At 64.3% G+C, this 22,809-nt stretch carries 23 protein-coding genes; 10 read left to right on the forward strand and 13 right to left on the reverse strand.

What is annotated here, in order from left to right; all coding sequences use genetic code 11:
• Positions 1 to 150 precede the first annotated feature (150 nt).
• The 4 genes from HX881_RS26365 to glyQ form a co-directional block, all read right to left on the reverse strand.
• The gene (locus HX881_RS26365) at positions 151 to 921 is read right to left on the reverse strand and encodes a lysophospholipid acyltransferase family protein (protein WP_177087365.1); all 771 of its coding nucleotides are present in this window, start codon (positions 919 to 921) and stop codon (positions 151 to 153) included.
• Positions 922 to 1,004: 83 nt separating this feature from the next.
• The gene (gene gmhB / locus HX881_RS26370; RefSeq protein ID WP_017129274.1) at positions 1,005 to 1,538 is read right to left on the reverse strand and encodes a D-glycero-beta-D-manno-heptose 1,7-bisphosphate 7-phosphatase; all 534 of its coding nucleotides are present in this window, start codon (positions 1,536 to 1,538) and stop codon (positions 1,005 to 1,007) included.
• A gap of 9 nt (positions 1,539 to 1,547) precedes the next feature.
• On the reverse strand, positions 1,548 to 3,602 hold the full coding sequence (gene glyS, locus HX881_RS26375) for a glycine--tRNA ligase subunit beta (protein ID WP_177087367.1): 2,055 nt from the start codon (positions 3,600 to 3,602) through the stop codon (positions 1,548 to 1,550).
• Positions 3,599 to 4,552, reverse strand: coding sequence for a glycine--tRNA ligase subunit alpha (glyQ, locus tag HX881_RS26380; protein WP_042937010.1), 954 nt, complete (start codon positions 4,550 to 4,552; stop codon positions 3,599 to 3,601). The genes glyS and glyQ overlap by 4 nt, the downstream gene beginning before the upstream one ends.
• 82 nt (positions 4,553 to 4,634) lie before the next feature.
• Here glyQ and HX881_RS26385 point away from each other — a divergent pair, with 82 nt between their 5' ends.
• From HX881_RS26385 to HX881_RS26395, 3 genes are all read left to right on the forward strand, one after another.
• The gene (locus HX881_RS26385) at positions 4,635 to 5,198 is read left to right on the forward strand and encodes a DNA-3-methyladenine glycosylase I (protein WP_042937008.1); all 564 of its coding nucleotides are present in this window, start codon (positions 4,635 to 4,637) and stop codon (positions 5,196 to 5,198) included.
• A gap of 33 nt (positions 5,199 to 5,231) precedes the next feature.
• Entirely contained in the window at positions 5,232 to 6,119 is an 888-nt protein-coding gene (locus tag HX881_RS26390; protein WP_017129270.1) for a lysophospholipid acyltransferase, read from the forward strand.
• A 76-nt stretch (positions 6,120 to 6,195) separates the two neighbouring features.
• Positions 6,196 to 6,441, forward strand: a complete 246-nt coding sequence (locus tag HX881_RS26395) for a PilZ domain-containing protein (protein WP_017129269.1) — start codon at positions 6,196 to 6,198, stop codon at positions 6,439 to 6,441.
• Here the strand turns inward: HX881_RS26395 and HX881_RS26400 are convergent.
• From HX881_RS26400 to def, 5 genes are read right to left on the reverse strand one after another with little or no spacing between them, the layout of a single operon-like run.
• Positions 6,428 to 6,751 carry a tetratricopeptide repeat protein gene (locus HX881_RS26400; protein ID WP_177087369.1) on the reverse strand — a complete coding sequence of 108 codons (324 nt, stop codon included), beginning with the start codon at positions 6,749 to 6,751 and terminating at the stop codon, positions 6,428 to 6,430. The genes HX881_RS26395 and HX881_RS26400 overlap by 14 nt on opposite strands.
• Before the next feature lie 12 nt (positions 6,752 to 6,763).
• A complete protein-coding gene (trkA, locus tag HX881_RS26405) occupies positions 6,764 to 8,137 on the reverse strand; it encodes a Trk system potassium transporter TrkA (protein ID WP_017129267.1) in 1,374 nt (457 codons plus the stop codon).
• A 22-nt stretch (positions 8,138 to 8,159) separates the two neighbouring features.
• Positions 8,160 to 9,470, reverse strand: a complete 1,311-nt coding sequence (gene rsmB, locus HX881_RS26410) for a 16S rRNA (cytosine(967)-C(5))-methyltransferase RsmB (protein WP_017129266.1) — start codon at positions 9,468 to 9,470, stop codon at positions 8,160 to 8,162.
• Positions 9,467 to 10,411, reverse strand: a complete 945-nt coding sequence (gene fmt, locus HX881_RS26415) for a methionyl-tRNA formyltransferase (protein WP_042937005.1) — start codon at positions 10,409 to 10,411, stop codon at positions 9,467 to 9,469. The genes rsmB and fmt overlap by 4 nt, the downstream gene beginning before the upstream one ends.
• Positions 10,412 to 10,470: 59 nt before the next feature.
• Complete coding sequence (gene def, locus HX881_RS26420; RefSeq protein ID WP_017129264.1) at positions 10,471 to 10,977, reverse strand: peptide deformylase; 507 nt, start codon at positions 10,975 to 10,977, stop codon at positions 10,471 to 10,473.
• Positions 10,978 to 11,129: 152 nt separating this feature from the next.
• Here def and HX881_RS26425 point away from each other — a divergent pair, with 152 nt between their 5' ends.
• From HX881_RS26425 to tsaC, 3 genes are all read left to right on the forward strand, one after another.
• Entirely contained in the window at positions 11,130 to 12,152 is a 1,023-nt protein-coding gene (locus HX881_RS26425) for a LysM peptidoglycan-binding domain-containing protein (protein WP_177087371.1), read from the forward strand.
• A 190-nt stretch (positions 12,153 to 12,342) separates the two neighbouring features.
• Positions 12,343 to 13,443: a DNA-processing protein DprA gene (dprA, locus tag HX881_RS26430; RefSeq protein WP_177087373.1), complete on the forward strand. Its 1,101-nt coding sequence runs from the start codon at positions 12,343 to 12,345 to the stop codon at positions 13,441 to 13,443.
• 48 nt (positions 13,444 to 13,491) lie between these two features.
• A complete protein-coding gene (tsaC, locus tag HX881_RS26435) occupies positions 13,492 to 14,049 on the forward strand; it encodes an L-threonylcarbamoyladenylate synthase type 1 TsaC (RefSeq protein WP_042937003.1) in 558 nt (185 codons plus the stop codon).
• A 147-nt stretch (positions 14,050 to 14,196) separates the two neighbouring features.
• On the opposite strand, the gene HX881_RS26440 is transcribed toward tsaC, so the two are convergent.
• Entirely contained in the window at positions 14,197 to 15,174 is a 978-nt protein-coding gene (locus tag HX881_RS26440; RefSeq protein WP_017129260.1) for an NADPH:quinone reductase, read from the reverse strand.
• Positions 15,175 to 15,345: 171 nt separating this feature from the next.
• On the opposite strand from HX881_RS26440, the gene hemF reads away from it, so the two are divergent.
• Positions 15,346 to 16,266 carry an oxygen-dependent coproporphyrinogen oxidase gene (hemF, locus tag HX881_RS26445; protein WP_177087375.1) on the forward strand — a complete coding sequence of 307 codons (921 nt, stop codon included), beginning with the start codon at positions 15,346 to 15,348 and terminating at the stop codon, positions 16,264 to 16,266.
• Positions 16,266 to 17,087, forward strand: a complete 822-nt coding sequence (gene aroE, locus HX881_RS26450; protein WP_177087377.1) for a shikimate dehydrogenase — start codon at positions 16,266 to 16,268, stop codon at positions 17,085 to 17,087. Before hemF ends, aroE begins: the two co-directional genes overlap by 1 nt.
• Positions 17,088 to 17,174: 87 nt before the next feature.
• Here aroE and HX881_RS26455 read toward each other — a convergent pair whose 3' ends face one another.
• The 3 genes from HX881_RS26455 to betC form a co-directional block, all read right to left on the reverse strand.
• A complete protein-coding gene (locus HX881_RS26455; RefSeq protein ID WP_017129257.1) occupies positions 17,175 to 18,743 on the reverse strand; it encodes a SulP family inorganic anion transporter in 1,569 nt (522 codons plus the stop codon).
• A gap of 175 nt (positions 18,744 to 18,918) precedes the next feature.
• Positions 18,919 to 19,839 (reverse strand): choline ABC transporter substrate-binding protein, encoded by a 921-nt coding sequence (gene choX, locus HX881_RS26460; RefSeq protein WP_017129256.1) that lies wholly within the window; start codon positions 19,837 to 19,839, stop codon positions 18,919 to 18,921.
• Between the two features lie 19 nt (positions 19,840 to 19,858).
• Complete coding sequence (gene betC, locus HX881_RS26465; RefSeq protein ID WP_042937054.1) at positions 19,859 to 21,373, reverse strand: choline-sulfatase; 1,515 nt, start codon at positions 21,371 to 21,373, stop codon at positions 19,859 to 19,861.
• Positions 21,374 to 21,487: 114 nt separating this feature from the next.
• On the opposite strand from betC, the gene HX881_RS26470 reads away from it, so the two are divergent.
• Together HX881_RS26470 and HX881_RS26475 are read left to right on the forward strand one after the other, a co-directional pair.
• Positions 21,488 to 22,438, forward strand: a complete 951-nt coding sequence (locus HX881_RS26470; protein WP_017129254.1) for a choline sulfate utilization transcriptional regulator — start codon at positions 21,488 to 21,490, stop codon at positions 22,436 to 22,438.
• Between the two features lie 38 nt (positions 22,439 to 22,476).
• Positions 22,477 to 22,806, forward strand: coding sequence for a DOPA 4,5-dioxygenase family protein (locus HX881_RS26475; protein WP_177087379.1), 330 nt, complete (start codon positions 22,477 to 22,479; stop codon positions 22,804 to 22,806).
• Positions 22,807 to 22,809 lie beyond the last annotated feature (3 nt).

A 22,809-nucleotide genomic window follows, 5' to 3' on the forward strand; every position in this document is an offset into this window, starting at 1 on the left:
GGCATTAACGCCGGTTTTTTTATCGCCGAGAAAAACTTATGCACGATTTTGGTTGAAAAGTCATACCGAGAAATAAGTATTTAAATCAGCTACTTACGACATTTTTTCGGAAGAAATCCAAATCTTGTGCACAAGTTATCCACAAAACCGTCAGGCCGCGCTCGGCGTTTCCGCCACCGCGTGGGGCGGTAATGAACCCATCTCGCGCTGGGTGTTCTCGTTCCAGGCCTGGACCCGGTCGTTCAACTCGGCAATGGCCCGTGGGCCGCTGCCTTCGGCGAACATCGGGGCACCGATCACCACGGTGATGGTGCCGGACTTTTTCGCCCAGCCGGTCTTCGGCCAGAACTTGCCGGCATTGTGGGCAATCGGCAGCACCGGCAGCTCGGCGTTGACTGCCAGCGCCGTACCGCCGCGGGAAAACTTGCCGACAGTACCGAAGGGCACGCGGGTGCCTTCCGGGAAGATCAGCACCCAGACGTTGTCCTTGAGCAGTTCATCGCCCTTCTTCGCCACGTGCTTGAGCGCCGCCTTCGGGTTGTCGCGGTCAATGGCGATTGGCCGCAGCATGGCCATGGCCCAGCCGAAGAACGGCACATAGAGCAGTTCACGCTTGAGCACCTGGCTCAACGGCGAGAAATAGGCCGACAGGAAGAAGGTCTCCCAGGTGCTCTGGTGATTCGACAGGATCACGCAAGGGCGCTCGGGCACATTCTCGGCACCCTTGATCTCGACCGTGATGCCCAGGAAGACTTTGGTCAGCCACAGGGCGCAGCGGCACCAGTACACGTTGATGAAGCGATAACGTGCCTTGAACGGCAGGAACGGGGCGATAAAAAAGCTCAGGGAGCACCACAGCAGCGAACTGGTGCCCAGCAGCAGGTAAAAGAAAAAGGTTCTGATGGCCTGCAGGATCGACATAGCGGCATTTACCGTTGCGGGCACTGCCCGCCTGTTAATAAGTGCACCCCCGAACAGTCCTTGGTCAGGAAGTCAGAGAAGCGCTAATTGTGGATAAGTTCAGCGGCAACCGCCGCCAGATCGTCAAAAATCAAAGTGCCCACCGGCAGGGTTTTCCCCAGTGTCTTCTCGCCTTTACCGGTTTTAACCAAAACTGGCTGACAATCGACGGCGCTGGCGGCTTCCAAGTCACCCAGGCTGTCTCCGACAAACCATAGCCTAGACAGATCGACGCCGTAATGCGCGGCGATGGTCCTGAGCATGCCCGGCTTGGGCTTGCGGCAATCGCAGCCCTCGTCCGGACCATGGGGACAGTACACCACCAGGCCGAGCTCGCCACCCTGTTGCGCCACCAACGAACGCAGGCGCTCGTGCATGGCGTCCAGGGTCGCGAGATCGTAGTAACCGCGAGCGATGCCGGACTGGTTGGTAGCGACGGCTACCGTCCAGCCGGCCCGGCTCAACTGCGCGATGGCCTCGATCGAGCCGGGGAGTGGAATCCACTCCTCCAGCGACTTGATGTAAGCGTCGGAGTCGTGATTGATCACTCCGTCCCGATCGAGAATCAGCAGCTTCAAGACCTGTCCTCAGCCCAGCAGCGAAATGTCGGCGACGCCGAGGAACAGGCCCCGCAGGCGTGCCAGCAGCGCGTAGCGGTTGGCCCGCACATTGGCGTCGTCGGCATTGACCATCACCGCTTCGAAGAACGCGTCCACCGGCTCGCGCAAGGCGGCCAGGCGGGCCAGCGATTCGTTGTACTGGCGCGCTGCGGCCATCGGCTGGACAGCCTGGTCCGCTTGCTGGATCGCCGAGTACAGCGAGAACTCGTTGGCGTTGTCGAAGTACTTCGCCTCGACGGTCGTCGGGATGTTGCCTTCGGCCTTGCTCAGCAGGTTCGATACGCGCTTGTTCACGGCGGCCAGGGCTGCGGCTTCCGGCAACTGGCGGAATTTCTGCACCGCTTGCACGCGCTGGTCGAAGTCCAGGGCCGAACCCGGCTTCAGGGCACGTACCGACAGGTAGGTCGCGACGTCCACGCCTTCGTCTTCGTAACGGGCACGCAGGCGGTCGAAGATGAACTCCAGCACCTGTTCCGAGAGGCCGGCGGCCTTGACCTTGGCACCGAAAGCGCTGACCGCGAAGGCCACGGTTTCGATCAGGTCGAGGTCGAGCTTCTTGTCGATCAGGATCCGCAGCACGCCCAGGGCGGCACGGCGCAGGGCATAGGGGTCCTTGCTACCGGTCGGCAGCATGCCGATACCGAAGATGCCCACCAGGGTGTCGAGCTTGTCGGCGATCGCCACGGCCGCACCGGTCAGGGTGGTCGGCAGTTCGGCACCGGCACCGCGCGGCATGTACTGCTCGTTCAGGGCCAGGGCGACGTCTTCCGGCTCGCCGTCATTGAGGGCGTAGTAGTAACCGGCGATACCTTGCATCTCCGGGAACTCGCCGACCATCTCGGTCGCCAGGTCGCACTTGGACAGCAGGCCGGCACGGGCCGCGCGCTGGGCGTCGCCGCCGATCCGTGGGGCGATGAAGGCGGCCAGTTTCGAGACGCGCTCGGCCTTGTCGTAGACGCTGCCCAGCTTCTCCTGGAACACCACGTTCTGCAGGCGCAGGTTGAAGTCGGCGAGCTTCTGCTTCTTGTCCTGCTTGAAGAAGAACTCGGCGTCGGTCAGGCGCGGGCGTACGACTTTCTCGTTGCCGGCGATGATCTGCTGCGGGTCCTTGCTCTCGATGTTGGCGACCGTGATGAAACGCGGCAGCAACTTGCCATCGACGTCCAGCAGGCAGAAGTACTTCTGGTTGTCCTGCATGGTGGTGATCAGGGCTTCCTGGGGCACGTCGAGGAAACGCTCTTCGAACGAGCACACCAGCGGCACCGGCCATTCGACCAGGGCGGTAACTTCGTCCAGCAGGGCCGGCGGCACGATGGCGGTGCCTTCCTGCAGGGTCGCCAGCTCCGCGGTACGCTTGCTGATCAGCTCGCGACGCTCGTTGGCGTCGGCCAGCACGTAGGCGCCGCGCAGGTCGTCGAGGTAGCTGGCCGGCGAACCGATACGCACGCTTTGCGGATGATGGAAACGGTGGCCACGGGAATCGCGACCGGCCTTCTGGGCGAGGATGGTGCAGTCGATGACCTGGTCACCGAGCAGCATCACCAGCCATTGGGTCGGACGGACGAACTCTTCCTTGCGCGCGGCCCAGCGCATGCGCTTGGGAATCGGCAGGTCGTTCAGCGAGTCTTCGACGATGGTCGGCAGCAGGCTGGCGGTCGGCTTGCCGGGGATGTTCTGGCTGTAGCGCAGCTTCGGCCCGCTCTGGTCGATTTCGCTCAGCTCGACGCCGCACTTCTTGGCGAAGCCCAGGGCGGCCTGGGTCGGGTTGCCTTCGGCATCGAAGGCGGCCTGGCGTGGCGGGCCGTCGAGGTTGATGCTGCGGTCTGGTTGCTGGGTCTGCAACTGGCTCAGCAAGACGGCCAGGCGCCGTGGCGCGGCGTAGACCTGCTTGGCTTCGAAGCTCAGGCCGGCGCTCTGCAGGCCTTTTTCGATCCCGGCGAGGAACGCCTCGGCGAGGGTATTGAGGGCCTTGGGTGGCAGTTCTTCAGTGCCCAGTTCTACCAGAAAATCTTGCGCACTCATTGTGCCGCCTCCAACTTAGCCAACACTTCATCACGCAGGTCCGGGGTTGCCATCGGGAAGCCCAGCTTGGCGCGTGCCAGCAGATAGGCTTGGGCGACGGAACGCGCCAGGGTGCGCACACGCAGGATGTACTGCTGGCGTGCGGTCACCGAGATGGCCCGGCGCGCGTCCAGCAGGTTGAAGGTGTGCGAGGCCTTGAGGACCATTTCATAGCTCGGCAACGGCAGCGGCTGATCCAGTTCGATCAGGCGCTTGGCTTCGCTTTCATAGAAATCGAACAGTTCGAACAGCTTCTCGACGTTGGCGTGTTCGAAGTTGTAGGTCGATTGCTCCACTTCGTTCTGGTGGAACACATCGCCATAGGTCACCTTGCCGAACGGACCGTCGGCCCAGACCAGGTCGTAGACCGAATCGACGCCCTGCAGGTACATCGCCAGACGTTCGAGGCCGTAGGTGATTTCGCCGGTGACCGGGTAGCACTCGATGCCGCCCGCCTGCTGGAAGTAGGTGAACTGGGTGACTTCCATGCCGTTGAGCCAGACCTCCCAGCCCAGGCCCCAGGCGCCGAGGGTCGGCGATTCCCAGTTGTCTTCGACGAAACGGATGTCGTGCACCAGCGGGTCGAGGCCGACGCGCTTGAGGGAGCCCAGGTACAGTTCCTGGAAGTTTTCCGGGTTCGGCTTCAGGACCACCTGGAACTGGTAGTAGTGCTGCAGGCGGTTCGGGTTTTCGCCGTAGCGGCCGTCAGTCGGGCGGCGGCTGGGTTGTACGTAGGCGGCGTTCCAGGTTTCCGGGCCGATGGCGCGCAGGAACGTGGCGGTATGAAAAGTGCCGGCGCCTACTTCCATATCGTAGGGCTGAAGTACCACACAACCTTGCTCAGCCCAGTATTGCTGGAGGGCGAGGATCAAGTCTTGGAAGGTACGCACGGCTGGCGTAGGCTGGCTCACGAAATTCACCTGTTACTTGGGCTGCGATTTAAAAGGCGGGAGTATACCCGATTCGGTCGCGCCTCCACCCCCTTGGAGCCTTATGCCACGCTGCTTTTGGTGCAACGACGAGCCTTTGTACATGGACTATCACGATCAGGAGTGGGGCGTACCGCTGCGCGACGAGCAGCGATTGTTCGAGTTGCTTTTGCTCGAAGGGTTCCAGGCCGGGCTTTCGTGGATCACGATCCTGAGAAAACGCGAGCACTATCGCAAGGTCCTGTTCGGCTTCGACGTGCGCGAAATCGCGCAAATGAGCGACGACTACATCGAGACCCTGATGCTCGATCCGGGCATCGTGCGCAATCGCCTGAAGCTCAACGCGGCCCGGCGCAACGCCCGGGCCTGGTTGCAGACGAAGGACCCGGTGGCCCTGCTCTGGTCGTTTGTCGGCGGCCTGCCGCGGATTCACCACTTCAAGGATCGCAGCGAGGTCCCGGCCGTCACGCCCGAGGCCGAAGCCATGAGCAAGGCCCTGAAGAAGCTCGGCTTCAGCTTTGTCGGCCCGACCATCTGCTACGCCTTCATGCAGGCCTCGGGGATGGTCATGGACCACACCACCGATTGTCATAGCTATGCCGCGCTGGCCGTGCCACGGCTACAATAGCCGGCTGACGAGTGAGCACACCGGGAGTGACCTGTGGAAAAGTTTAAAGGCGCCATGCTGGTGGGGGCGTTGCGGTTGTTCGCGATGCTGCCCTGGCGTGCCGTGCAGCGTGTCGGCGCGGCCATCGGCTGGCTGATGTGGAAGCTGCCCAACCGTTCCCGCGAAGTGGTGCGGATCAATCTGGCGAAGTGTTTCCCCGAGCTCGACCCGGTGGCCCGCGAGCAACTGGTCGGACAGAGCCTCAAGGACATCGGCAAGTCCCTGACCGAAAGCGCCTGTGCCTGGATCTGGCCGGCCCAGCGTTCCATCGACCTGGTGCGCGAAGTCGAAGGCCTCGACGTGCTCAGGGACGCCCTGGCCTCGGGCAAGGGCGTGGTCGGCATCACCAGCCACCTGGGCAACTGGGAAGTGCTCAATCACTTCTACTGCAACCAGTGCAAACCGATCATTTTCTACCGCCCGCCCAAGCTCAAGGCGGTCGATGAGCTGCTGCGCAAACAGCGGGTGCAACTGGGCAACCGGGTGGCGGCCTCGACCAAGGAAGGCATCCTCAGCGTCATCAAGGAAGTGCGCAAAGGTGGTGCGGTGGGCATCCCCGCCGACCCGGAACCGGCCGAATCCGCCGGGATCTTCGTGCCTTTCCTGGGCACCATGGCCCTGACCAGCAAGTTCGTGCCGAACATGCTCGCCGGCGGCAAGGCGGTCGGAGTGTTCCTGCATGCGCTGCGCCTGCCCGACGGTTCGGGTTTCAAGGTGATTCTCGAAGCGGCTCCAGAAGCCATGTACAGCGCCGATACAGAGACTTCGGCGGCAGCCATGAGCCAGGTCGTCGAGCGTTATGTGCGGGCCTATCCGAGCCAGTACATGTGGAGCATGAAGCGCTTCAAGAAGCGTCCGGCGGGTGAACAACGCTGGTACTGAAACACCTCATTGGCATGATCTGTGGATAAAATCGCCAGTGATTTATCCACAACGGCTTTATCCAAGGGCGCAATAGATGTCCGATAACAAGAATTACCTGCGTATCAAGATCCAGCACCCGAGCATTGGCGAATGCCTGGGGCAGACGCGCAATCTTTCCAGCAAGGGTGTATACGTGCAGCACCCGGGCCTGTCGCGCCTGCCGACCGGGACGGTGGTCTATGGCCAGGTGCAGGACTTGCCGGTGGCCGCGCCGCGTATTCGCATGGAAGTGATCCGGGTCGACGCCGAGGGCATCGGCCTGCGCTTCATCGATCTTTGAGCGCGGCCTTTTCCAGCTTTTTCAGGAACACCGTCATTTCCTTTTCCGCCTGCTTGTCGCCATGGGCGCGGGCGGCGTCCAGTCCCTGTTCCCAAGCCTGTTTCGCGGCGTCGGTGTCGCCGGCGGCCTGATGGGCCTTGCCCAGCAGTTTCCAGGCGGCGGAGTATTTCGGATCGAAGGTCACGCAGTGTTGCAGGTGCTCGGCGGCCCTGGCGTTGTCGCCAAGATCCAGGTAACCCTTGCCCAGGCCGAAGCGCAGCAACGAGTTATCCACACCCTTGGCGAGCATTTTTTCCAGTGATTCGAGCATCGGTGCCTCCCTTCAGAAAAAACTCAGGCCGACGTGGAACAGCTTTTCCACATCGCGGATATGTTTCTTGTCCACAAGGAACAGGATCACATGGTCGCCGGCCTGGATCACCGTATCGTCATGGGCGATCAGCACTTCTTCGTCGCGGATGATCGCCCCGATGGTGGTCCCGGGCGGCAGCGCGATATCTTCGATGGCCCGGCCGATCACCTTGCTCGACTTCGCATCGCCATGGGCAATCGCCTCGATGGCTTCCGCCGCGCCCCGGCGCAACGAGTGCACGCTGACGATATCGCCCCGCCGTACGTGGGCGAGCAAGGTGCCGATGGTCGCCAGTTGCGGGCTGATGGCGATGTCGATATCGCCGCCCTGGATCAGATCGACATAGGCCGGGTTGTTGATGATGGTCATCACCTTCTTCGCCCCCATGCGCTTGGCCAGCAGCGACGACATGATATTGGCCTCGTCGTCGTTGGTCAGGGCCAGGAACAGGTCGGCGTCGTTGATGTTCTCTTCCATCAGCAGGTCGCGGTCCGAAGCGCTGCCCTGCAGGACCACCGTGCTGTCGAGAGTATCGGACAGATGACGGCAGCGTGCCGCGTTCATCTCGATGATCTTCACCTGGTAGCGGCTTTCGATCGCTTCGGCCAGGCGCTCGCCGATCTGCCCGCCGCCGGCGATGACGATGCGCTTGTAGCTCTCGTCGAGCCGGCGCATTTCGCTCATCACCGCACGGATATGCGCCTTGGCGGCGATGAAGAACACCTCGTCATCGGCTTCGATCACCGTATCGCCCTTGGGCATGATCGGCCGGTCGCGACGGAAGATCGCCGCCACCCGGGTGTCGACATTCGGCATGTGCGCGCGCAACTGGCGCAGTTGCTGGCCTACCAGCGGCCCGCCGTAGTAGGCCTTGACCGCCACCAGCTGGGCTTTGCCCTCGGCGAAGTCGATCACCTGCAAGGCGCCGGGGTATTCGATCAGGCGCTTGATGTAATGGGTGACCACCTGTTCGGGGCTGATCAGTACGTCCACCGGGATCGCGTCGTTGTCGAACAGGCCGGCGCGGGTCAGGTAGGCGGCCTCGCGCACCCGGGCGATCTTGGTCGGGGTATGGAACAGGGTGTGCGCGACCTGGCAGGCGACCATATTGGTCTCGTCGCTGTTGGTCACCGCCACCAGCATGTCGGCGTCATCCGCGCCGGCCTGGCGCAGGATCGTCGGGAACGAGGCACGGCCCTGGACGGTACGGATATCCAGGCGGTCGCCGAGGTCGCGCAGGCGCTCGCCGTCAGTGTCGACCACGGTGATGTCGTTGGCTTCGCTGGCCAGGTGCTCGGCCAGGGTGCCGCCGACCTGTCCCGCGCCGAGAATGATGATTTTCATCGGATGACTCCGTTCAACCCGGTTAGCCGCGCGCGGCAGCGATCTTGATCAGTTTGGCGTAGTAGAAACCATCGTGGCCGCCTTCCTGGGCCAGCAGTTGGCGACCGTGGGGCTGCCTGATGCCGAACGGACCGGCGATATCCAGCTCGCGGGCCCCGGAGGTGCGGGCCAGGAACGCTGCGATCACCTCGGTGTTTTCCGTCGGCAAGGTCGAGCAGGTGGCATAGAGCAGGATGCCGCCGACGTCGAGGGTCGTCCACATCGCGTCCAGCAGCTCGCCTTGCAGGGCGGCCAGGGCGGCGATGTCGTCGGGTTGGCGGGTCAGCTTGATATCCGGATGGCGACGGATCACCCCGGTGGCCGAGCATGGCGCATCCAGGAGAATCCGCTGGAACGGCTTGCCATCCCACCAGGTCGCGGTGTCCCGGCCATCGGCGGCGATCAGCTCGGCGGCCAGGCCCAGGCGCTCGAGGTTCTCGCGCACCCGTACCAGGCGCTTGGCCTCCAGGTCGACGGCGACCACACCGGCCAGTCGCGGCTCGGCTTCGAGGATATGACAGGTCTTGCCGCCAGGAGCGCAGCAGGCATCCAGCACCCGTTGGCCGGGGGCCAGGTCCAGCAGGTCGGCGGCCAGTTGCGCGGCTTCGTCCTGGACACTGATCCAGCCTTCGGCAAAGCCCGGCAGGTTGCGCACGTCGCAGGCTTCGTCGAGGACGATGCCGTCGCGGCTGTAGTCGCAAGGCCGGGCGGCGACCGCGGCATCGGCCAGCAGCTTGAGGTAGGCATCGCGGCTGTGGTGACGGCGGTTGACCCGCAGGATCATCGGCGGGTGGGCGTTGTTCGCCGCGCAGATGGCTTCCCACTGCTCGGGCCAGAAGGCCTTCAGGGATTTCTGCAGCCAGCGCGGGTGGGCGGTACGCACCACCGGGTCGTGTTCCAGCTCGGCCAGCAACGCTTCGCTCTCCCTTTGCGCGCGACGCAGTACGGCGTTGAGCAGGGCCTTGGCCCAGGGCTTCTTCAGTTTTTCCGCGCAGCCGACGGTTTCGCCAATGGCGGCGTGGGCCGGGATGCGGGTATAGAGCAACTGGTAGAGACCGACCAGCAGCAGCGCCTCGACATCGGCGTCAGCGGCCTTGAAGGGTTTCTGCAGCAGCTTCAGCGCCAGCGCCGACAGCCGAGGCTGCCAGCGGGCGGTGCCGAACGCCAGGTCCTGGGTCAGGCCACGGTCGCGGGCCTCGACCTTGTCCAGTTGCAGCGGCAACGAACTGTTGAGCGAGGCCTTGCCGTTGAGCACGGCGGTCAGGGCCTTGGCGGCGGCCAGACGCGGATTCATTGGCCGAACACCGTGCCGAGGGCGAATTTCTCGCGGCGGCTGTTGAACAGATCGCTGAAGTTCAGGGCCTTGCCGCCGGGCAGTTGCAGGCGGGTCAGGCACAGGGCGGCGGCACCCGTGGCGACGATCAGGCCGTCCTTGCTGGCGGCGAGGATTTCACCCGGCCGGCCCTGGCCTTCGGCGACGCTGGCGGCGAGGACCTTCACCGCTTCGCCGTTGAGGCTGCTGTGGCACACCGGCCAGGGATTGAAGGCGCGAACGAGTCGTTCCAGCTCGACCGCCGGACGGCTCCAGTCGATGCGCGCCTCGTCCTTGTTCAGCTTGTGGGCGTAGGTGGCCAGGCTGTCGTCCTGGACTTCACCGTCGAGGGTTCCGGCGGCCAGGCCGGCGATGGCTTGCAGGACCGCCGGCGGGCCGAGTTCGGCCAGGCGATCATGCAGGCTGCCACCGGTGTCTTCGGCGCTGATCGGGGTGACGGTCTTGAGCAGCATCGGCCCGGTGTCGAGTCCGGCTTCCATGCGCATCACGGTCACGCCGCTTTCGCGGTCGCCGGCTTCCACCGCGCGCTGGATCGGCGCGGCACCGCGCCAGCGCGGCAGCAGCGAGGCGTGGCTGTTGATGCAACCCAGGCGCGGGATATCCAGCACCACCTGCGGCAGGATCAGACCATAGGCGACCACCACCATCAGGTCCGGCTCAAGTGCCGCCAGTTCGGCCTGGGCGTCGGCGTTGCGCAGGGTCGGCGGCTGCAGCACGGCGATGCCGTGTTCCAGGGCAAGTTGCTTGACCGGGCTCGGCATCAGCTTCTGCCCGCGCCCGGCCGGACGGTCCGGCTGGGTGTAGACCGCGACGATCTCGTAAGGGCTGTCGAGCAGGGCCTTGAGGTGTTCGGCGGCGAACTCGGGGGTGCCGGCAAAGACGATGCGCAATGGCTCAGTCATAGATAAAGCTCGCTTGAAAAAGAAAAGGCTTGCCGCAGCAAGCCTTTGGGATGAAGGGATCAGGCGTTCTGGCGGTGTTTCTTTTCCAGCTTCTTCTTGATCCGGTCGCGCTTGAGCGTGGACAGGTAATCGACGAACAGCTTGCCGTTGAGGTGATCGCATTCATGCTGGATGCACACCGCCAGCAGGCCATCGGCCTCCAGTTCGAACGGCTTGCCGTCGCGGTCCAGGGCCTTGATCCGTACGCGTGTCGGGCGTTCGACGTTCTCGTAGAACTCCGGCACCGACAGGCAGCCTTCCTGGTACTCGCCCATTTCGTCGGTCAGCGGTTCGAACTCGGGGTTGATGAACACCCGTGGCTCGCTGCGATCTTCGCTCAGGTCCATGACCACGATACGTTGATGCACGTTGACCTGGGTGGCCGCCAGGCCGATGCCCGGGGCTTCATACATTGTTTCAAACATGTCATCGATCAGTTGCCGCACCTTGTCGTCCACCACGGCCACGGGCTTGGCGATGGTGCGCAGGCGCGCGTCTGGAAATTCGAGGATGTTTAAAATGGCCATAGGCGTAATTGCTGCACATGTGAGGTAAAGTCAGAGACGGCTGCCGAATATCCCGGCGGGATTCGGCTACCGTTGTAAAACGTTCTCCCTGGGAGCGAGCCGCGGGGGCTCTGGCGTTTCACGCGAAGGCACATAATAAAGGGATTCACTGCATGAGGAAAACACTACTCGCCCTGCTGCTGGCCTTTACCGGTGTCGTGCAGGCGCAAGTGCAACTCAAGGACGGTTATCCACAGCGCTATACCGTGGTGCGTGGCGACACACTCTGGGACATTTCCGGGAAATTTCTCCGCGAACCCTGGAAGTGGCCGGAAATCTGGCACGCCAACCCACAGATCGCCAATCCGGACCTGATCTACCCGGGCGACATCCTGACGCTGCAGTTCGTCGACGGCCAGCCGCGGCTGGTGGTCGAGCGCGGCGCTTCGCGCGGCACCATCAAGCTGTCGCCGCAGGTGCGCAGTTCGCCGGTGGCGGACGCGATCCCCAGCATTCCGCTGGAAAAGATCAACGCGTTCCTGCTGAGCAACCGCATCGTCGACAGCCCCGAGGACTTCAAGAAAGCCCCGTATATCCTCGCCGGCAGCAACGAGCGGGTGCTCAGCGGCATGGGCGACCGGATCTATGCCCGTGGCGCGTTCGACCCGACGCATTCGGTGTATGGCCTGTTCCGCCAGGGCAAGGTCTACACGGATCCACAGACCAAGGAGTTCCTCGGCATCAACGCCGACGACGTCGGCACGGGCGAGCTGTTGGCGACCGAAGGCGATGTCGGCACCCTGACGCTGCGCCGCACCACCGAGGAAGTGCGTCTCGGCGACCGGCTGTTCGTCAGCGAGGAACGGCCGATCACCTCGACCTTCATGCCCAGCGCTCCCCAGGCGCAGATCAGCGGCGTGATCATAGATGTGCCACGGGGTGTTACACAGATCGGGGTCATGGACGTGGTCACGATCGACAAGGGCCGCCGCGATGGACTGGCCGAAGGCAATGTTCTCGCGGTGTACAAGACCGGCGAGACGGTTCGCGACCGCGTCACCGGGCAGCCGGTGAAGATTCCCGACGAGCGTTCGGGCCTGCTGATGGTGTTCCGCACCTACGAAAAGCTCAGCTATGGTTTGGTACTCAATGCCACGCGGTCGCTGGCAGTGCTGGACAAGGTGCGCAATCCGTAATGCCTGTCTGTGGGAGCTGGCTTGCCAGCTATGACTGTGGTGAATCTTGCATCGCTATCGCTGACAAGCCAGCTCCTACAGGTGTCTTCAGCTTGGGCGGATTTCGTTAGCAGGCTAAACAGGTTACTCACAGAGTTATCCACAGCTTGTTCCTGCCGGATCACGACCGCCACGGATCAAGGATGATCGAATGTCGCTGTCTGTGAGTCCCTCCCTGTCGCCGGCGGAACTGGAAGCCCGCCTGCGCCTGCATCGCCTGCCGGATATCGGTCCGAGGCGCTTTCGCACGCTGATCGAAACCTTTGGCTCGGCCTCTTCCGCCCTGAGCGCGCCCGCCGCCGCCTGGCGTTCGCTGGGGTTGCCCGCGAGCAGTGCCGAGGCCCGCCGCAGCCCTGCCGTGCGCGACGGCGCCAGCGCTGCATTGGGCTGGCTAGAGCGCTCGAACCAGCATCTGCTGATGTGGGACCAGGCTGATTATCCGGCCTTGCTCGCCGAGGTGGACGATGCTCCGCCGCTGCTGTTCGTGGCCGGCGACCCGACGATCATGGACAAGCCGCAACTGGCGCTGGTCGGCAGTCGGCGTGCCTCGAAGCCGGGCATGGACACTGCCACAGCGTTCTCCCGCAGCCTCGCCGGAGCCGGTTTTGTCATCACCAGCGGCCTTGCCCTGGGCATCGATGGCGCTGTCCATCAGGCCGCGCTGGATGTCGGCGGGCTGACCATCGGCGTGCTCGGCACCGGCCTCGGGAATTTTTATCCACAGCGCCACCGGACGCTGGCGCAGGCCATGATCGAGCGCGGCAGTGCGGTGGTTTCCGAGTTCCCCCTGGATACCCCGCCGCATCCGGGCAACTTCCCCCGGCGCAACCGGATCATCAGCGGCTTGTCCCTTGGCGTGCTGGTGGTGGAGGCCAGTGTCGCCAGCGGCTCGCTGATCACCGCCCGGCTCGCGGCGGAACAGGGCCGCGAGGTCTACGCGATTCCCGGATCCATCCACCATCCCGGTGCACGGGGCTGTCACCAGCTGATCCGCGATGGCGCGGTGCTGGTGGAGACGGTCGACGATATCCTGCAGAACCTGCGCGGTTGGCAGCGGGTTGCCGCCAGCACGCCGTCCGCCGCCTCCGATCACCCGCTGCTGGCCTTGCTGCACGCGGCGCCGCACACCAGCGAAGGCCTGGCGCTGGCCTGTGGCTGGAACCTGTCGCGGGTGCTGGCGAGTCTGACCGAGCTGGAACTGGAAGGCCGGGTTGCCAATGAAGGCGGACGCTGGTTAGCTCGCATGAGGTAGCCGTACCTGAGTAAACTGCGAGCAGCGTTGAATCCGGAGAAACGAGCAATGGTCAAGAGTTGGCGTGTGCAAGAAGCCGCACGAGAAGTTCGCGCAGGAGCGGTGATTGCCTATCCAACCGAGGCGGTCTGGGGCCTGGGCTGCGATCCCTGGAACGAAGAGGCGGTGGATCGGCTGCTGGCGATCAAGAATCGCTCGGTGGACAAGGGCCTGATCCTGGTCGCCGACAATATCCGGCAGTTCGATTTCCTGTTCGAAGACTTTCCGGAAACCTGGCTCGATCGCATGGCCAGCACCTGGCCGGGGCCCAATACCTGGCTGGTGCCGCATCAGGATCTGTTGCCGGAATGGGTGACCGGCCAGCACGACACCGTGGCACTGCGGGTGAGTGATCATCCGTTGGTACGCGACCTGTGTTCGCTGGTGGGGCCGCTGATTTCCACTTCCGCCAACCCGCAAGGGCGCCCTGCGGCGAAGACCCGTCTGCGAGTGGAGCAGTATTTCCGCGGCCAGCTCGACCTGGTGCTGGGTGGCCGCCTCGGCGGGCGCAAGAACCCGAGCCTGATCCGCGACCTGGCGACCGGCAAGGTGGTGCGCCCGGCCTGAGTCCGGTGTGAGCAGATTCATTGATCGTTCCCACGCTCTGCGTGGGAATGCAGCCCGTGACGCTCTGCGTCACAACAGCGGACGCGGAGCCTCCCAAGAGGCGTTCCCACGCGGAGCGTGGGAACGATCGATGCGGATGCCTCTGTCTTAAGGCAACAGCACCGTCGAGCCAGTGGTCCGCCGTGCCGACAGCTCGGTCTGCGCCTTGGCCGCCTCGGCCAGGCTGTAGCGCGCGCCGATCTCGATCTTCAACTGCCCGCCGATAATCAGCCCGAACAACTCATCGGCCATGGCCTGCAGTTGCCGCGGGTTGCTGGCGTAGGTGCCCAGGGTCGGCCGGGTCACGTACAGCGAGCCCTTGGCCGCGAGGATCCCCAGGTTGACGCCGTCCACCGCCCCGGAGGCGTTGCCGAAGCTCACCAGCAGGCCCCGTGGCGCCAGGCTGTCGAGGGACGTCAGCCAGGTGTCCTTGCCGACCCCGTCATAGACCACCGGGACCTTCTTGCCGTCCGTCAGCTCCAGCACCCGCTTCGCCACGTCTTCATGGCTGTAGTCGATGGTTTCCCAGGCCCCGAGGGACTTGGCATAGGCCGCCTTCTGCGGCGAGCTCACGGTACCGATCAGCTTCGCCCCGATGGCCTTGGCCCACTGGCAGGCCAACGCCCCGACCCCGCCAGCCGCGGCGTGGAACAGCACGGTTTCGCCGGCCTTGAGCTCATGGGTCTGGCGCAGCAGGTACTGCACCGTGAGGCCCTTGAGCATGACGGCCGCCGCCTGTTCGAAGCTGATCTGTTCGGGCAGTTTGACCAGGTGGGCCGCCGGCAACAGGTGGAAATCGCTGTAGGCGCCCAGCGGGCCGGTGCCATAGGCGACGCGGTCGCCGACCTTGAACCCGGTGACTTCGCTACCCACCGCGTCGACGATGCCCGCGCCCTCGCCACCCAGCCCGGACGGCATGCTCGGCGGTGCATACAGGCCGCTGCGCCAGTAGGTGTCGATGAAATTCAGGCCGATGGCCTTGTTCTGTACCCGTACCTGCTGCGGGCCTGGCTCGGCGGGGGTGTAGTCGACATATTCGAGGACTTCGGGGCCACCATGGGCACGGAACTGGATGCGTTTGGCCATCGATACTCTCCTTGGGCAGTTTTCATCTTGAGGCTGCGCGAAGAGTCTATCGGACTCTTTCATTTGACCTTCGTCAACTGCGACGGTGGCGAGGGCAGTGTTATGCTACGCCCCCCCTTGCCGCCGGCCGCCCGACGTGCCGCGTAGCTTTGCCCGATTCAAGGTGATGCCATGACTACCCGCACCGAGGCCGTTAAAGCCTATTTGCTCGACCTGCAAGACCGTATCTGCGCTGCGCTGGAAGCCGAAGATGGCGGTTCGCGCTTCGTCGAGGATGCCTGGACGCGCCCCGCCGGCGGCGGTGGCCGGACCCGGGTGATCGAGAACGGCGAGGTCATCGAGAAAGGCGGGGTGAATTTCTCCCACGTCTTCGGCAGCGGCCTGCCGCCGTCCGCCAGTGCCCACCGGCCCGAGCTGGCCGGGCGCGGTTTCGAGGCGCTGGGGGTGTCCCTGGTGATTCACCCGCACAACCCCCATGTGCCGACGTCCCACGCCAACGTGCGGTTCTTCATCGCCGAAAAGGCCGGTGAAGAACCGGTCTGGTGGTTCGGTGGCGGCTTCGACCTGACGCCCTACTACGGCAACGAAGAGGACTGCGTGCACTGGCACCGCGTGGCCGAGCAGGCCTGCGCACCGTTCGGGGCGGATGTCTACCCGCGCTACAAGGCCTGGTGCGACAGCTATTTCCATATCAAGCACCGCAACGAGCCACGGGGCATCGGCGGCCTGTTCTTCGACGACCTGAACGAGTGGGACTTCGACACCAGCTTCGCCTTCATGCGTGCCATCGGCGATGCCTATATCGAGGCGTACCTGCCCATCGTGCAGCGGCGCAAGGCGGCGGCCTGGACCGAACAGCAGCGCGAGTTCCAGGAGTTCCGCCGTGGCCGTTACGTGGAATTCAACCTGGTCTATGACCGCGGCACCCTGTTCGGCCTGCAATCGGGCGGGCGTACCGAATCGATCCTGATGTCGCTGCCGCCGCAAGTACGCTGGGGCTATGACTGGAAAGCCGCTCCGGGCAGCGAAGAGGCACGCCTGACCGACTACTTCCTGCAGGATCGCGACTGGTTGGCGCAGGGGGCTGCCTGATGGATCGTTATGTCGTCTTCGGCAACCCCATCGGCCACAGCAAGTCGCCGCTGATCCACCGTCTGTTCGCCGAACAGACCGCCCAGCAACTGGACTACAGCACCCTGCTGGCGCCGCTGGATGACTTTTCCGGCTGTGCCCGGGCGTTCTTCCAGGACGGGCGCGGCGCCAACGTCACGGTGCCGTTCAAGGAAGAGGCCTTTCGCCTGGCCGCCAGCCTGACGCCACGGGCGCAGCGCGCGGGAGCGGTGAATACCCTGAGCAAGCTGGCCGATGGCAGCCTGCTGGGCGACAACACCGACGGTGCCGGGCTGGTCCGCGACCTGACGGTGAATGCCGGCTTCAGCCTGCAGGGCAAGCGCATCCTGTTGCTGGGCGCCGGTGGCGCGGTGCGCGGGGTCCTGGAGCCGTTGCTGGCGCAGCAGCCCGCATCGGTGATCATCGCCAACCGCACCGTCGAGAAAGCCGAGTTGCTGGCCGAACTGTTCGCCGACCTGGGGCCGGTGTCCGCCAGCGGCCTCGACTGGTTGCGCGAACCGGTCGACCTGATCATCAACGCCACCTCGGCCAGCCTGTCGGGCGATGTGCCGCCGATTGCGCCGAGCCTGATCGAGCCGGGCAAGACCTTCTGCTACGACATGATGTACAGCAAGGAGCCGACCGCGTTCTGCCGCTGGGCCAGCGCGCAGGGCGCGGCCGTGGCGATGGATGGCCTGGGCATGCTGGCCGAGCAGGCGGCGGAAGCCTTCCTGCTGTGGCGTGGCGTGCGCCCGGACACGGCGCCGGTGTTGGCGGAGCTGCGGCGCCTGCTTGCCCTTTGAGCCGAAACCTTCTGAACTGAAACCTGTGAGAGCGGGCTTGTCGGAACGCCGCTCCCACAGGATGAGTGTCTGAGGGGACGAGTGCGTTCAGTCCTCGAAGCGGATCGGGCACTTATCCACACCCTCCAGCTTGACCAGTTCCTCGATCACCGGGGCCCGTGCCTTTCTCAGGGTCAGGCTGCGCCCGTCCCGCGCCAGGCGCCGGGCTTCCTGGTGCAGCATTTCCACCCCGGAATAGTCGATGAAGTTGATCTGCTGCGCCTCGATCACCACCCGCGGGCCATGCAGCCGTTGCAGGCGCACCTGCAGGTAATGGCTGGCGCCGAAGAAGATCGACCCGCCGACCCGCAGCACATCTTCGTCGCCATCGCGCCAATGCTGCACCCGTGGCTGCGAGGTGCGCTTGAGGTAGAAGAACAGCGACGCCAGCACCCCGGCATAGATCGCCGTCTGCAATTCCAGGAGCAAGGTCGCCACGCAGGTCAGGGCCATCACCGCGAACTCGGCATGACTGACCCGGAACAGCGCGCGGATCCCGCGATGATCCACCAGGCCCCAACTGATCAGCAAAATACTGCCGGCCATGGCCGGAATCGGAATATGGGCGATCAGCGCCGAGCCGCACACCGCGAACAACGCCACCCATAACGCCGAGAACACCCCGGCCAGCGGCGAGCAGGCCCCGGCTTCGTAGCTCAGGGCGGCGCGGGTGAACGAGCCGGCGGACAGGTAGCCGGAAAACAGGCTGCCGACAATGTTCGACAGGCCCTGGGCGCGGACTTCCTGGTTGGCGTCGAGCAATTGCTGGGAGCGCGCGGACAGCGACCGGGCGATCGACAGGCTGGTCACCAGTCCGAGCATACCCACGGCGACGGCACTGGGCAGCAGCCGCAGGACCGTCTCGATATCCAGCGGCAGCGGGCTGAACGGCGGCAGGCGCCCGGCGAAGCCCTTGACCAGCTGCACATGGCCGAACATCCCCGGCCACAACCAGACCAGCAGGCTGGCGAGGACCAGGGTGATCAGCAGGGTCGGCCAGCGCGGCAGCAGCGACTTGAGGCCGAGGCCGACCAGCAGCGTGCCGAGCCCGAGGGCCAGCGACGGGCGATCCAGCTCGCCGACATGCCGTACCAGCGCCAGCAGGCTGTTGAGGGCGGTGGCCTGGTTCGCCACGTCGATGCCCAGCAGGTTGGGCAGTTGTCCCAGGGCGATGACCACGGCGGCACCCAGGGTGAAGCCGAGCACCACCGAATGGGAGACGAAGTTCACCAGGGCGCCGAAACGCAGCATGCCCAGGAGCCACTGGAAGATGCCGGCGATAAAGGTCAGCAGCAGGATCAGGGTGATGTAGTCCTGGCTGCCGGGCACCGCCAGGGGGCTGACACTGGCGAACAGGACAATGGAGATCGCGGCGGTGGGGCCGCAGATCAGGTGCCACGACGAGCCCCAGAGGCAAGCGATCAGCACCGGAATGATCGCCGCGTACAGCCCGTATTCCGGCGGCAGGCCGGCGATCAGGGCGTAGGCGACGGATTGTGGCAGCGCGAGAATGGCGCCGCTGAGCCCCACCACCAGGTCACGGCGGACGCTGGTGCGGGTTTGCCGGGGCAGCCAGCTGAGAAATGGCAGGATTTTGTGGCGGTTGGTCCAGCCCATGGGTCTCTCGGTTGGTTGAGTCGGCGTCAGGGTGAAGGGTGTTTGTGACAACCGCGAGGGCGCCCGCGCGCCTGCAGAAGCCGGGCTTGCCCGCGCAGCGGCCGTTGAGGCCGCTGAAAAGCTTCGCGGGCAAGCCCGCTCCCACATTGAGGCCTGCGGTGTGTCGGGAAGCGCGTCAGAGCTTGGCTTTCACCACCGGCAACGCGTCCTGGCCATCGGCGGTCTTGACGCCGTCCAGCCATTTGTCCAGCACCGCCGGATTGGCCTTGATCCAGGCCCTGGCCGCATCGGCATTGCTCAGCTTCTTGTTCGCCACTTCGGCCATGATGCTGTTTTCCATGTCCTGGGTGAAGCTCAGGTTGCTCAGCAACTTGCCGACGTTCGGGCAGGCCTGTGCATAACCCTTGCGGGTCACGGTGTAGACGCTGCCGGTATCGCCGAAATATTTCTCGCCGCCCTTGAGGTAGTGCATCTTCATCTGCACGTTCATCGGGTGCGGAGTCCAGCCGAGGAAGACCACGAACTTCTGCTTCTTCACCGAGCGGGCCACCTCGGCCAGCATCGCCTGTTCGCTGGACTCCACCAGTTTCCACTGGCCCAGGTCGAACTCGTTCTTCTTGATGATCTCCGCCAGCGAGGCGTTGGCCGGCGCACCGGAGCCGATGCCGTAGAGCTTCTTGTCGAACTTGTCGGCGTATTTGTTGAGGTCGGCGAAGTTATGCACACCCGCGTCCCAGACATAGTCCGGGACCGCCAGGGTGAACTCGGTGCCTTCGAGGTTCTTCGCCAGCTGGGTGACATCGCCGCTGGCCACGAACTTGTCGTAGAAGCCCTGCTGCGCCGGCATCCAGTTGCCGAGGAACACGTCGACCTGGCCGTCCTTGAGGCCGCCGTAGGTGATCGGCACCGCCAGGGTGTCGACCTTGGCCTTGTAGCCCAGGCCGTCGAGCAGCAGGCTGGTGATGGCGTTGGTCGCGGCGATATCGCTCCAGCCCGGATCGGCCATCTTCACCGTGTCGCAACTCTGCTCGGCGTACGCGCCCAGGCTGCTCACGGCCAGCAGCCCGGCGGTCAGTACTGTGGATAACTTCTTCATGGCCTTCCCCTTGTGTTCGTTATTGGTTTTGGCAGGGTTGTGGATAACGAGCCTTGCGCTCCAGATCGTCGAGGTCGATATGGTTGCGCATGTATTGCTGACTGGCGTCTACCATCGGCTGGTGGTCCCAGCTCTTCAGCTTTCCGAGGGTCAGGGCGTCGGCGACGAAACGCCGGCGTCGCTGACTGGCGAGCACCTGTTGGTGGATCGCCGGGATATTCCATTTCGCCCGGGCTTCGGCCAGGAAGTCGTTGAACAGCGTCTGGTGCCGCGGTGACTGGCTGAGCTCTTCCTCCTCCCGCGGATCGTTGTGGACATCGAAGAGCAGGCAGGGATCGTCTTCGCTGTAGATGAATTTGTAGGCGCCGCGGCGAATCATCATCAACGGGCTGATGGTGCCTTCGGCCATGTATTCGCCGAACACTTCGTCGTGCCCGCCCTCGCCTCGCAGATGCGGCAGCAGCGAACGGCCGTCCAGCGGCAGTCGCTCGTTCAGGTTGCCACCGGCCAGTTCCACCAGGGTCGGCAGCAGATCGGCGGTGGAGACCGCGGCGCTGACCCGTGCGGCGGCGAATTGCCCCGGTGCGCTGATCAGCAGCGGCACCCGCGCGGCCATCTCGAACCAGTGCATCTTGTACCAGAGGCCGCGCTCGCCGAGCATGTCGCCGTGATCGCCGGAGAACACGATGATGGTGTCGTCGGCCAGGCCGGTGTCTTCGAGGGTCTGCAGGAGCTTGCCGACATTATGGTCGATGTAGCTGCAGGCGCCGAAGTAGGCCCGGCGGGCATCGCGGATCTTGTCCACGGGCAGCGGCTTGTCCCACAGGTCGTAGACCTTGAGCAGGCGTTGCGAATGCGGGTCGAGACTGTCCTGGGCCGGGGTCTGCGGCAGCGGGATATCCTCGTCGCGGTACAGGTCCCAGAACGCCCTGGGAATGGTGTAGGGGTCGTGCGGGTGGGTCATCGACACGGTCAGGCAGAACGGCTGGTCGCCGTCTTCACGGATATGGTCGAACAGGTACTGCTGGGCCTTGAACACCACCTCCTCGTCGAAGTCCAGCTGGTTGGTGCGCACGCAGGGCCCGGCCTGCAATACCGAGGACATGTTGTGGTACCAGCTGGGGCGTACGTCCGGCTCGTCCCAGTTCACCGCCCAGCCGTAGTCGGCCGGGTAGATGTCGCTGGTCAGGCGTTCTTCATAACCGTGCAACTGGTCCGGCCCGCAGAAGTGCATCTTGCCCGACAACGCGGTGCGGTAGCCGAGGCGACGCAGGTAGTGGGCATAGGTCGGCACATCGGCGGGGAAATCGGCGGCGTTGTCATAGGCGCCGATCTTGCTCGGCAACTGGCCGCTGACCAGGGTGAAGCGCGAAGGCGCGCACAACGGGCTGTTGCAGTAGGCGGAGTCGAATACCACGCCGTCGGCGGCCAGGCGGTCCAGGTTGGGCAGCTTGATCGGCGACGGACCGTAGAACGGCAACAGGGGCGCGGCCATTTGATCGGCCATGATGAAGAGAATGTTCTTGCGCTTCATGGTGTCGCGGCATTCCATAGTGAATTGTTATGCGATAGTGCTGCGATCCAGCATGTGGCCCACGCCATGTGCGGTAAAGCCCATGCCACACAATGACTAGGATAAGTACAGCTTATGTTTGATGCGTTGGGTGACCTGTCCCTCGACATGCTCCGGGTTTTCGAAGCGGCAGCCCGTCATCGCAGCTTTACCGCGGCAGCGGTGGAACTGGGCACCACCCAGCCGGCCATCAGCCAGCAGATCAAGCGCCTGGAAGAACAGCTGGCGACGCGCCTGTTTGACCGCATCTACCGTGGCATCGAACTGACCGAGGCCGGCTCGATCCTGTTCGAGCAGGTGCAGGCCGGCTTGCAGAGCATCGACAGCGGCCTGAGCGCGGTGACTGCCCACAGCCAGCATGAGGTGTTGCAGGTCGCCACCGACTTCGCCTTTGCCGCCTACTGGCTGATGCCGCGCCTGCACCGCTTCCACGCGGCCAATCCGCAGGTCGATGTCAGCCTGGTGACCAGCGAGCGCAGCCACAACATGCTGCGCACCGATATCGACGTGGCGGTGCTGTTTGGCCAGGGGCGTTTCAAGCAGGGCGAGAGCCATTGGCTGTTCAGCGAGGAAGTGTTCCCGGTGTGCAGCCCGCAACTGCTCCAGGGCCGCGAGCGACCGCTGTCGACCCAGTGCCTGCTGGATTTTCCCTTATTGCACCTGAAGGGCGAGAACAGCAGCCACTGGTTCGACTGGAGCGGGGTATTTCGCGAACTCGGCCTGACCACCGCGCCGGCCCCGGGGCAGCTGCGCTTCGACAACTACACGTTGCTGATCCAGGCGGCGATCGGCGGCCAGGGCGTGGCCATCGGCTGGCGGCACCTTGTGGATAACTTGCTGGAGCAGGGATTGTTGTGCCGGCCGATCAACGAGACGGTGCTTTCGACCTTCGGTTATTACGTGGTGCTGCCGCCGCGCAAACGCCGGGGGCCGTTGATCCAGCGCTTTTTCGACTGGCTGATGGCCGAGCAGGCCAACAGCGCCCAGTCACTGGTGGGACTGGGATTGCCGTCGATTGCGGTGTAGCGTTGAGCCATTACTGAGGATCAATGAAAGAGAGCGGTATGCAACGTATCAAGGGCTACCACGCCCATGTCTATTTCGATGCTTCGACCATCGATCAGGCCCGTGAACTGTGCGAGCTGGCGGCGGCGACCTTTCCGTTGCGAATGGGGCGCATGCATGAGCGTCCGGTGGGGCCGCATCCGGACTGGAGCTGCCAGCTGGCCTTCGACGCCGAGTACATAGGCGTCGTCCTGCCGTGGCTGGCGCTCCATCGCAAGGGCCTGGTGGTGTTCCTGCACCCGTTGACCGGCGATGATCGGGCGGATCACAGCGACCATGCGATCTGGATGGGCGCGATACGGCCGCTGGACCTGTCGATATTCCGGTGATCC

Origin of the sequence: Pseudomonas gingeri, assembly GCF_013386115.1 — a bacterium.
Lineage (GTDB): Bacteria > Pseudomonadota > Gammaproteobacteria > Pseudomonadales > Pseudomonadaceae > Aquipseudomonas > Aquipseudomonas gingeri.